Raw genomic sequence first — 10205 nt, forward strand, 5'->3', positions numbered from 1 at the left:
TGCGACAGCTACCCGCTGGGCGGTTCGGCGCTGTCTGTCCATAGAGAACCCCTTGCCAGGAGCGTGTGCTGAAAAATCCGTGACTCCCGAACGATGAATGGGTGAGAGCGGATGCGGCTGGCGGAGCACGGCTGGACGACCGGCCTACCGGCTCTGGGGACGGTCAATCGCGGCGGACGGACGCGGCTGGGAAATCCTGGGTGTAGCCGGCTCCACCGAACAGCTGGCAGGCCGGGACCGTTCGCCGGCTCGGTGCGATGACGGGGCTGGGGCGCCGGTGCTGCCCGGCATGGGTGGGGGCGGCCCGTTTCCCGGAAAGCCGCGCTGTGCGTTGGCCGGCCGCATTCGTGCCCGAGAATTCTGCTGGTAACCGTTGACGGGGCCGACCAGATCGGCGGGTTCGGCCACCGTCACCTCAACCGGTTCTTCAGCGGTCTGTGTCACATCCGACAGCCTGAGCCAGGACCGACAGCGTGAGATAGCTCCAAACGGAGATCTCGGTCAGGAGGTCTCCGGGCAGAGATAGCGGACAGGGCCGAGGGCCGGGCGTGCTGGCCGATATGGGTACTCGCCTCGTTGGTACGGGTAAGACTCCCACCACCTGCCCGCACGCCATCCGCCGGGCCCGGCGGACAGGAAGTCTCGGTGCGTGGAGCGTGTGGGCGTCGCCTATGGTGCGGAGCTTCTCACCGGAGTCGTTGCCGGCCGCGGCGGGTGGAGCGGGCCGTGCTCTGGATGATCGAAGCTGGTGGTCGGCAGGGTGCTGAGGAAGGTTCTGGCCTGAAACGCCGCATGGATGCGTGCCACGCCGGGAGCGGCGGATGCTTCCACCATCACCGGTCCGCGATAGCCGGCGTCGGCGAGCTGGTTACACAGCCGGGTATGGTCGATACGACCGGTTGTACCGGGCCAGCGTTGCTCGTGCTCTGGCTGTCCGGCCGGTGGCGGGTCGGCCAGCCGGACGTCGATGACTCGCTCCAGCCAGGTGCGGGACTCGGTGGCGGTGGTGGATGCGAGATCGCCGAGGGCGCCCGCGGCGGCGAGATGGGCGCTGTTGACGACGAGCCCGGTGGCCGGGCCAAGGGCGGACAGCAGCTCGACCAGGTCGGTGAGGCTGCCTGCCGGGTCCTGCGGAGTGTGCCAGGCTGTGGTCGGCCGGTGCAGGTGCTCGATGCCGAATGTCAGTCCGGCTGTCCCCGCGAGATCGACCAGGTTCGCGAGCGCTCCTGGCAGGGCGTGCCGGCGCGTTGCGACCGGGATGATGTCGGCTGGCAGCCGGGAGGAGACCACGGCCACTCTGAGCCGGGCGCTGTATGCGGCGGTGGCGGTGAACGCGGCTAGCGCGGCGTGCCGGGTGGCCGCGTCGGCGGAAAAGAGATCATTCATGGGGTAGACCCAGGTGACGGTGAGCTGATGGTGGTCGACGAGCCGCGCGAGGCGGTCGCGGTCTGTCGGCGGGGTCAAGTGCAGGTGCAGGTGCACGCCGGTGAAGCCGGCGGCGATCGCCATGCGGGTGACGGTTGGTGGATCATCATCGGGGTATCCGAGGCTCTGTAAGGACAGTGACGGGATCATTGCGGGGCCTTGCCGGCGCGGTGACCGGTTGGTGCCGAGCAGCGTGTGCTGAGGCCAGCCGCCGTGGCGGCTCTGTTCGAACCGGCTCTGTTCGAACCGGCTCTGTTCGAACCGGTTGTGTTGCGCGGCGCGCGATCCGGCCGCCCGGCATGGCCCCGCTGAAGCGTGTTCATGGGCGGATATCCAGGATGTAGCGGGTGCCGGCCGCGTCCGCTGGACCGGCGTGGTCCTGGTAGCGGGTGCGGACGTCAACAACCCGCAGGCCGGCCAGCTCAGCGATGAGCAGCAGTTCCGGAAGGTTGTAGGACCGCATGACGTGGATGTGCTCAGCCTCGTCCAGCAAGGCCAGATCCGGGCTCGTAACGGTATGTCGAATCCGTTCAGTGACAACATGTGTGGTGCGATCAATGCTGATCGTGGTCGTGACCGTCACCGAGCCATCCGGGTGCCGATAGGTCCGTTGCGGGAGGGAGATCGGCATGTCCAGCGCGGCCCGGTAGACCGGATCATCCCAGAACGCCTTCACATCGAGCAGCAGCCGCCCCCCGACCGTTAATCGAGCCGCATAGTCGGACAGGAGACCAGCCTGATCGTCAAGGACGTACTGGAAGACCCCGGAGGTGAACAGCACCTGCCGAACCGGCGGCAGAACGTCGGGGGCGTGCCGCAGGTCGGCATATACCAGCCCGACCTGACCGTTGCAGCGTTTCCAGGCGGCGGTGAGCATCGCCCCGCTATGATCGATCCCGGTCGCTGGGATTCCCGCCGCGACGATCGGCGCCAGGATCCGCCCGGTGCCGCAGCCGACCTCGACCACCGGTCCGCCGAACTCGACAGCAGCCGCCGTGTAGAAGTCGCTGTCGGCACGGCAGGCGCTGAACTGCGCGTCGTCAAAGGCGGCTGAGGCCTCGAACAGCTGATGATTCGCCTTGGCCACATGTTGCGGGTCGATCTCGGCCGACTCCGGGAGACGGCCGAGCCGTACCGCGGTCACTGGTATTCCCCCGCGGATGTCGCGGGCACGGCGATGTGTTCTCCGATACTCCTCGGCCGTTGGTGAAGCATTGTAAATGGTGCGCGGGATAACATGTGTGAACCCATTAGGTGGCCTCGTGGTTGCTGGATCATGTCGAGTGTGCTCAGTAGCATCGGAGAATCTCCTTCAGGCCGATTGGCGGGTAGGCTTGCCGGAGGTCAGCTATTCTTGTTGGCAGGCATCTTTCTTCCAGTGGTGCCGGTCGGCGCGCGATACGGCCGGTGAGCTCTGAAAGCCTGCGCTGGACCGGCTGCATCGGGTAGCTCCGATCGGAGGTCTCGGTGCGGGGGTCTCCAGATGGAAGTGGCGGACGAGTCCGAGCGGTCCGATAATGAGGACGATGGCGTGTGAACGGCGAGGGCCCACGACGGCCGGGGCCCACCGCAAGGCCCTTGTCGCCGGTCGTTTGTGCCGGCTGGGCCAGCCATGCCGGGTGTCTCGCACGGTGGTCACGGTGAACGCGGTGGTCACGGTGAACGCGGCGTTCACCGTGGGCGCTGGGGAACCGGGCGCCACGAACAAGCTGGGCACGGCCGAGCCGTTGTCCGCGGCTGTCGCACGAACGTGATTGTCGGTGGCATTCCTGCCGTCGGGCTCGCGGCCGTCCTCGCCGTTGCCGCCGGCCTCGTTGTCTGGGGCTTCCGGCATCGCGGCGACCTCGGGACAAGCGCTGACCGGGCCACGTTCGCGACCCTGCATACCGCCTCTTTGGCCGCCCCTCACCTTCGTGAGGGGCTGACACCGACCGGCGCGTCCCGATCCGTCCGCCATCTGCGTGCCCTGCTCGGCACCTCGGCTGTTGCGTTGGTGGACGTCGCCGCGACCCTCGCCTGGGACGGGGCTGGGTCGGGGGCGCACGCCGAGTCCGCGATCGAGCATGCAGGCTCAGCGCTGACGACCGGGCGGACCGTGGTCCTCACCGCGTCCGACGTCGCCTGCTCCGATCCGGACTGCCCTGTCCGTGTTGCTGTGGTTGCCCCGGTGACCAGCGAAAACCAGGTCGTCGGCGCGCTGGTCGCCTATGCGCCCAGCGTCGGTGCCGGCTTGGTCCGGGCAACTGAGGAGGTGGCGCGTTGGGTTTCCACCCAGGTCCAGCTTGCCGAGCTGGAGGTGTCCAGGACCAGAGCCGTCGAGGCGGAGCTGCGGGCATTGCGTGCCCAAATCAGCCCACATTTTGTCTACAATTCACTGGCAGCGATCGCTTCGTTTGTCCGTACCGATCCGGAATGCGCCCGCGTGCTGCTGCTGGAGTTCGCCGACTTCACCCGTTATGCCTTCCGCCGGGGTGGGGAGTTCACCACACTCGCCGAGGAGATGCGCAACATCGAGCGCTATCTCGTGCTGGAGAAGGCCAGGTTCGGCGACCGGTTACAGGTGCAGATTCTGGTGGCTCCGGAGGTGCTACCGGTCGCGGTGCCATTCCTTGCCATCCAGCCACTGGTGGAGAACGCCGTACGGCACGGATTGGAGGAGCGGACCGGTGTCGGCCACATCTCGCTCGGGGCCACCGATGACGGCGCCGAGGCACACATCTGGGTGGAGGATGACGGGGTGGGCAGTGATCCAGAATTGGTTCGTCGGGTCCTGGCCGGTGAGTCGGACGCGGATTCGATCGGGCTGGGCAACGTCGACTCCCGGCTGCGGTCGGTCTTTGGCGACGCCTATGGGCTTGTCGTGGAGACCGCGCCGGGGGCCGGCACGAAGGTGAGCTTCCGGGTGCCCAAGTTCGCGTCGGGGGTCCGGGCCGGCTGAATACACACCAGCGTGTTCATGCTGGCTGGACCCTGATGTTCTGAAGTAATCTCCAGTTATGGTGAGTTATGTCAGCTCCGATGCCCCGCCGCGGTGAGAGGCTGTGGTGAGAATCTGAGCGCGCTGGTGGTGGATGATGAGACGCCGGCCCGCAACGAGCTTGTCTGGTTACTTGACGCGGATGGGAGGGTGAGCCGGGTCCGCGCGGCGAGTAGCGGAGCCGAAGCCCTGCGGGCTCTCGACGCCGAACGGTTCGACGTCGTGTTCTGTGATATCCGGATGCCCGGCCTGGATGGCCTGGATCTTGCCCGGGTGCTCGGGCGCTTCGCCGTCCGCCCGCAGGTCGTGTTCGTCACGGCCCACGAGCAGCATGCGGTGGCCGCCTTCGACGTGGCGGCGACCGACTACCTGCTCAAGCCGGTCCGAGCGGAGCGGCTGGCCGAGGCGCTACGCCGGGTCGTCGATACCGGTGGCGCTGTCGGCGGTCGCACAGCGTCAGCGCCGGATGAGACGATCGCCGTGGAGCTTGGTGGTGTCACCCGGTTCGTCCGGCGGTCGGAGGTGCGCTTTGCCGTGGCGCGCGGTGACTATGCGCGCCTGCACACCGCGTCCGACGGTCACCTGGTGCGGATCTCTCTGACAGCGCTGGAGGAGCGCTGGGCTCCGGTCGGATTCGTCCGTATCCACCGCAGCACCTTGGTCGCGCTCGCCTTTATCGACGAGGTCCGCATCGAGGAGGGCCGCTGTTCCGTCCGGCTCGGTGACTGTGTCCTGCCTGTCAGCCGCCGGCACAGCAGACAGCTGCGGGACCGTCTCGTACGCTCGGCGAGCCTGGCTCGGGGCCAGGGTGACCGGCTCTGACAGGAGGCGGCGGGATGGCAACGGGCGACACACCGGACGGCGGCTCCCGGCCGGAAGCACGAGCGGCCCGCCCATCGGCACGGGTACGCATAACCAGCCCGCGGATGGATGCCGCGCCTCGCCCGCCCGCGTGGCCGCTGGCCCGGGACCTCGACGAGCAGACCGCGCTTGGTGAAGTCTATCTGCGCTCACTCCTGCGGGCACAGGTATGGCTGGGAACGTCGCTGCTGGGAACAGTGCTGCTTACGATCGGCGCGATCCCGGTCGTGTTCGCGATGGCTCCGGCGCTGGGCACCGCCCGGCTGCTCGGCATCCCGCTGCCCTGGCTGCTGCTCGGTCTCGTGGTTCATCCCGTGCTGCTGGTGGCCGCCTGGTGGTACATCCGGATGGCGGAACGGAACGAGCGCGACTTCGCCGGCCTGGTGGACCGGCACTGAGGCCGCTGCGGAATGGCGAACACGTGGCCGCAGTCGCTGGCTGTCGCTGGCGTCTGCCTCGCGACGCTGGGCATCGGTGGGCTCGGATTACGGCTGTCCCGCACCACGAGCGACTTCTACGTCGCGAGCCGGTCGGTCAGCCCGCGTTGGAACGCCGCGGCGATCAGCGGTGAGTACCTGTCGGCCGCGAGTTTCCTCGGTGTCGCGGGCTTGGTGCTCGCCTCCGGTGCCGAGATGCTCTGGTACCCGGTCGGGTACACCGCGGGATACCTGGTGCTGCTCGTCCTGGTGTCGGCACCGTTACGCCGGACAGGCGCTTACACGTTGCCGGATTTCGCCGAGATCCGGCTGCGCTCCCCACTGGTCCGCCGGGTTGCCTCCCTGCTTGTCGTCGGCATCGGCTGGTTGTATCTGGTGCCGCAGTTCCAGGGGGCCAGCCTGACGCTGTACACAGTTGTCGGCGCACCCCGCTGGGCCGGAGTCGCCATTGTGGTCGCGGTCGTCTTGGTGGGTGTGCTGGCCGGCGGGATGCGCTCGGTAACGATCACGCAGGCGTTTCAGTACTGGCTCAAGCTCACGGCGATCGCGGTACCGGTTCTTTTCATGCTGGTGGTCTGGGGTGCCGACGGCGCGCCCGACCCGTCGGCCGCAGGACATCCCGTGACCCGGCAGACGACGACGGTGCGCCTGATCGAGGACACCCGGCTGCGCGTGGTCGAACCGGTCACCCTGACCGTACATGGAAAGATCAACGGCGATCGTGTGGACGGGAGTGTGCGGCTGGCCCCTGTCGCCGCACCGGCCGGCAGCGTACTGCTGGCCGCGGGCAGCACGGTCACCCTGGCGGCCGGCGAACCGGTACCGCATGCCGAGCAGATCATGCCTCTCGACGGCTCCAGCTGGTCGCGGCCAACCGCGGCCGATGGGCGGGGCCCCGCCCTGTACCGAACGTATTCGCTGATGCTGGCGCTTCTGCTCGGCACGATGGGATTACCCCACGTGATCGTGCGTTTCTACACCAACCCCGACGGGAGAGCCGCTCGGCGGACCGCGGGCGTCGTCGTCGCCATGCTCGGCGCTTTCTACGTCTTCCCGCCCCTGTATGCCGCGCTGGGCCGGATCTACGCTCCGGACCTGTTGCTGACCGGACGGACGGACACGGTGGTGCTGCTGCTGCCGGGGCGGCTGCTGCCCGGGGCCGGCGGGCACGCGATCTCCGCGCTGGTGACCGCGGGCGCTTTCGCCGCCTTCCTGTCCACCTCGAGTGGATTGACGGTGTCGGTTGCGGGGGTGCTTGGTCAGGACCTGCTCCGCGGCCGGGTGAGCGTTTCCGGCTTCCGGATCGGGGCTGTCATCGCGGTGGCGGTTCCGGCGTCGGTTTCACTGCTCGCCACGCAGGTCGGCCTCGCTGACACCGTCGGCCTCGCGTTCGCGGTCGCCGCGTCGACGTTCTCCCCGTTGCTGGTACTTGGTATCTGGTGGGAGAAGCTGACGGTAACCGGCGCGCTGGCCGGACTTGTCGTCGGCGGCCTGCTCGCGGGAGCGGCGGCGACCGTCACCATGGTGGCCGGCACGCCGGCCGGCCTGGCTGGTGCGATGTTCGCCCAGCCCGCGGCGTGGACGGTGCCGCTGGTGTTCGTGGTGATGATGGTTGTCTCGCTGTTTACCCCAGGCAGCACCCCGGCGGGAATCCGCCAGCTCATGGTGCGTCTGCACGCTCCCGAAGGCCTGGGCCTCGACCGCGGCGCGGCTCCCTGCCGGGGGGCCGCGCCGCCGGGCCGCCTGGGCGTGGCGAGCCGGACAGATGACCTCCGGAACACGCCCTAACCGTTCGTCGCGTGAAACCGGCCGTTCGTCGTGTCCGCCCGGCCCGCAGAGCGCTGAATCCGTGCCACTGATCGCACTCGTGCCTGTGAGGAGTGCGAGGGATTCCAGCTTCGCGACACAGTGATAGCTGTCACAGGCCGCTTTGGGTGGCCGAGCGACGATCTTTGGAGGATGCCGGGTGAGCATGATTGACGTCGTCCATGGCGGCGAAGGTAAATCCCACAGCGGCAGTGGCTCGGTGCCGAGCTACCGCAGCATCCAGGACAGTCCTGAGTTCATCGAGCACCGGCGGCGTTTCCAGCGCTTCGTCTTCCCCGTGACCGCGCTGTTCCTCACCTGGTACTTCCTCTATGTCTGCCTCGCCGCGTTCGCGCGCGGCTTCATGGCTACCAAGGTGATCGGCAACATCAACATCGGGTTGCTGTTCGGGTTCGGTCAGTTCGTTTCGACCTTCACTATAACAATGATTTATATCCGATGGGCGGACCGGCGTTTCGACCCGACCGCGGAGCGGCTGCGCGCGCACTTCGAGGGGGGCGGGTCATGACAGCCACGTCCGCAACCACCCTGCTCGCCGCCGAGACCGTCGGCAAGCCAGCGGTCAATATCACGATTTTTGCGATATTTATCATGATCACTTTGGCCATCGTCATCCGGGCGTCGGGTGGCAACCAGAGCGCCGCCCACTACTACACCGGTGGCCGGGCGTTCACTGGTCGGCAGAACGGCATCGCCATCTCGGGCGACTACCTGTCGGCGGCCTCATTCCTCGGCATCACCGGAGCCATCGCGCTGCAAGGGTACGACGGCTTCCTGTATTCGATCGGTTTCCTCGTCGCCTGGCTGGTCGCGCTGCTGCTCGTCGCCGAGCTCCTGCGGAACACCGGCAGATACACGATGGCCGACGTGCTCAGCTTCCGGCTGCGACAAGGACCGGTGCGGACCGCCGCGGCGATCTCGACCCTGGCGGTCAGCTTCTTCTACCTGCTCGCGCAGATGGCCGGCGCCGGCGGACTGGTGAACCTCCTGCTCGGCATCAAGGGGAGCACGGGCCAGAACCTCACGATCGCCGTCGTCGGCATCTTGATGATCGTTTATGTGCTGGTCGGCGGAATGAAGGGGACCACCTGGGTCCAGATCGTCAAGGCGGTCCTGCTCGTCCTGGGCGCCGCCCTGATGACGTTCTGGGTGCTCGGCAAGTCCGGCTTCGACCTCTCCTCGATCCTCGGCGACGCGGCCGCGGCCAGTCCCAAGGGCGACGCGGTGCTCGAGCCCGGCGTCAAATACGGGCTGTCCACCCTTACGAAGATCGACTTCATCTCGCTAGCGATGGCCCTCGTACTCGGCACCGCCGGCCTGCCGCACGTGCTGATGCGCTTCTACACGGTGCCGTCGGCCCGGGAGGCACGCCACAGCGTGGTATGGGCGATCGGCGTCATCGGTGTCTTCTACCTGTTCACCCTCATCCTCGGTTACGGCGCGATGTATCTGGTGGGCGCGAAGCGCATCAACGCCGCGCCGGGGAAGGCCAACGCGGCGGCTCCGCTGCTCGCCTACGAGCTCGGTGGCACGCTGCTGCTCGGGATCGTCGCGGCGGTCGCGTTCGCCACGATCCTGGCGGTTGTCGCTGGCCTCACCATCACAGCCAGCGCGTCTTTCGCCCATGACGTCTACAACAACGTGCTGAAGAAGGGCGCCGCCGATCCGGACGCGGAGGTGCGGGTTGCCCGGACCACCGCCGTCGTTATCGGCGTGGTGGCGATTATGGGTGGCATCTTCGCGAAGGATCAGAACGTCGCCTTCCTGGTCGCGCTGGCCTTCGCCGTCGCCGCGTCGGCGAACCTGCCGACGATCCTCTACTCGCTGTTCTGGAAGGGGTTCACCACCCGCGGCGCGTTGTGGAGCATCTACGGGGGGCTGATCTCATCGGTGCTCCTCATCGCGTTCTCCCCGGTTGTTTCGGGGAAGGTCGACGCGGCTACCGGGAAGAGTGTGTCGATGATCACAGATAAGTCGATCGACTTCTCCTGGTTCCCGTTGGAGAATCCCGGGATCGTCTCCATCCCACTGGCCTTCCTGCTCGGCTGGCTCGGGTCGGTCACCAGCAGGGAGTCGCGGAACGCGGACAAGTTCGCCGAGATGGAGGTTCGTGCTCTCACTGGAGCCGGGGCGGAGAAGGCACTGGTCCACTGATTTTCCCGGTCCGAAAGGACTGGAGCAAGCCCGCCGGTATACTCCCCCGGCCGGCGAGACGAGGCATGGCGGTCAGCGCGGACCGCCATGCCTCGTCTTTTTCGTGGGCGGCCATATTTCGTAGTTTCTGCCGCAGGTGCAATGCGGGCCGGGCAACGCATCGTGAACGGCAGCGGCACCTGTGGCCTGCCAGCGACTGAGGGCCGATTGGATGGTCGCTTTGAGTAATCGATGGGTCCTTGTGGACATTCGCTTCTCGGGTGTGGTTAAACTCCTCCGCAGGCCGGGGTCGGTACCTCGATAAGCCCGCTCCGGATGTCATGTACGCTCAGTGGCGAACATCGCTTTTGTTTGCTGAAGGCCAGTCCTGCTGGCGGTTACTGAGGCCCAGCGACAGGACGGACGACGTCGAGTGCTTCCAAGTGGAGGTCTCCATATGGAGATTGCGTGTAGGGTTGGCGATAGCCCATCCTGAATGGTTATAATTATTCTGTGCCCACTCGCGTCACGGACGACATAGTTCG

The 10205-nt window shown here is 67.1% G+C and carries 8 protein-coding genes; 6 read left to right on the top strand and 2 right to left on the bottom strand.

Translation table 11 applies throughout. The annotated features are described in order from the left end of the window. Positions 1 to 669: 669 nt before the first annotated feature. The gene (locus MJ783_RS18690) at positions 670 to 1575 is read right to left on the bottom strand and encodes a sugar phosphate isomerase/epimerase (protein ID WP_239312076.1); all 906 of its coding nucleotides are present in this window, start codon (positions 1573 to 1575) and stop codon (positions 670 to 672) included. A gap of 169 nt (positions 1576 to 1744) precedes the next feature. Beyond that, positions 1745 to 2569, bottom strand: coding sequence for a trans-aconitate 2-methyltransferase (locus tag MJ783_RS18695; protein WP_239312078.1), 825 nt, complete (start codon positions 2567 to 2569; stop codon positions 1745 to 1747). Positions 2570 to 3175: 606 nt separating this feature from the next. Here MJ783_RS18695 and MJ783_RS18700 point away from each other — a divergent pair. From MJ783_RS18700 to MJ783_RS18725, 6 genes are all read left to right on the top strand, one after another. Beyond that, complete coding sequence (locus MJ783_RS18700; RefSeq protein WP_239312079.1) at positions 3176 to 4363, top strand: sensor histidine kinase; 1188 nt, start codon at positions 3176 to 3178, stop codon at positions 4361 to 4363. Positions 4364 to 4456: 93 nt separating this feature from the next. Further along, positions 4457 to 5224 (top strand): LytTR family DNA-binding domain-containing protein, encoded by a 768-nt coding sequence (locus MJ783_RS18705; RefSeq protein ID WP_239312082.1) that lies wholly within the window; start codon positions 4457 to 4459, stop codon positions 5222 to 5224. A 14-nt stretch (positions 5225 to 5238) separates the two neighbouring features. Then, positions 5239 to 5661, top strand: coding sequence for a hypothetical protein (locus tag MJ783_RS18710; protein WP_239312085.1), 423 nt, complete (start codon positions 5239 to 5241; stop codon positions 5659 to 5661). Between the two features lie 12 nt (positions 5662 to 5673). Beyond that, complete coding sequence (locus tag MJ783_RS18715) at positions 5674 to 7488, top strand: cation acetate symporter (protein WP_239312088.1); 1815 nt, start codon at positions 5674 to 5676, stop codon at positions 7486 to 7488. 184 nt (positions 7489 to 7672) lie between these two features. Then, entirely contained in the window at positions 7673 to 8035 is a 363-nt protein-coding gene (locus MJ783_RS18720; protein WP_239312094.1) for a DUF485 domain-containing protein, read from the top strand. After that, positions 8032 to 9681: a cation acetate symporter gene (locus tag MJ783_RS18725; protein ID WP_239312091.1), complete on the top strand. Its 1650-nt coding sequence runs from the start codon at positions 8032 to 8034 to the stop codon at positions 9679 to 9681. The genes MJ783_RS18720 and MJ783_RS18725 overlap by 4 nt, the downstream gene beginning before the upstream one ends. Positions 9682 to 10205 lie beyond the last annotated feature (524 nt).

This window comes from Protofrankia sp. Cj3 (genome assembly GCF_917627355.1).
Taxonomy (GTDB): Bacteria; Actinomycetota; Actinomycetes; order Frankiales; family Frankiaceae; genus Protofrankia.

Coding starts and splice junctions, on each gene's coding strand:
- MJ783_RS18690 (WP_239312076.1), bottom strand. CDS start 1,575: ATGATCCCGTCACTGTCCTTACAGAGCCTCGGATACCCCGATGATGAT.
- MJ783_RS18710 (WP_239312085.1), top strand. CDS start 5,239: ATGGCAACGGGCGACACACCGGACGGCGGCTCCCGGCCGGAAGCACGA.
- MJ783_RS18715 (WP_239312088.1), top strand. CDS start 5,674: ATGGCGAACACGTGGCCGCAGTCGCTGGCTGTCGCTGGCGTCTGCCTC.
- MJ783_RS18720 (WP_239312094.1), top strand. CDS start 7,673: ATGATTGACGTCGTCCATGGCGGCGAAGGTAAATCCCACAGCGGCAGT.
- MJ783_RS18725 (WP_239312091.1), top strand. CDS start 8,032: ATGACAGCCACGTCCGCAACCACCCTGCTCGCCGCCGAGACCGTCGGC.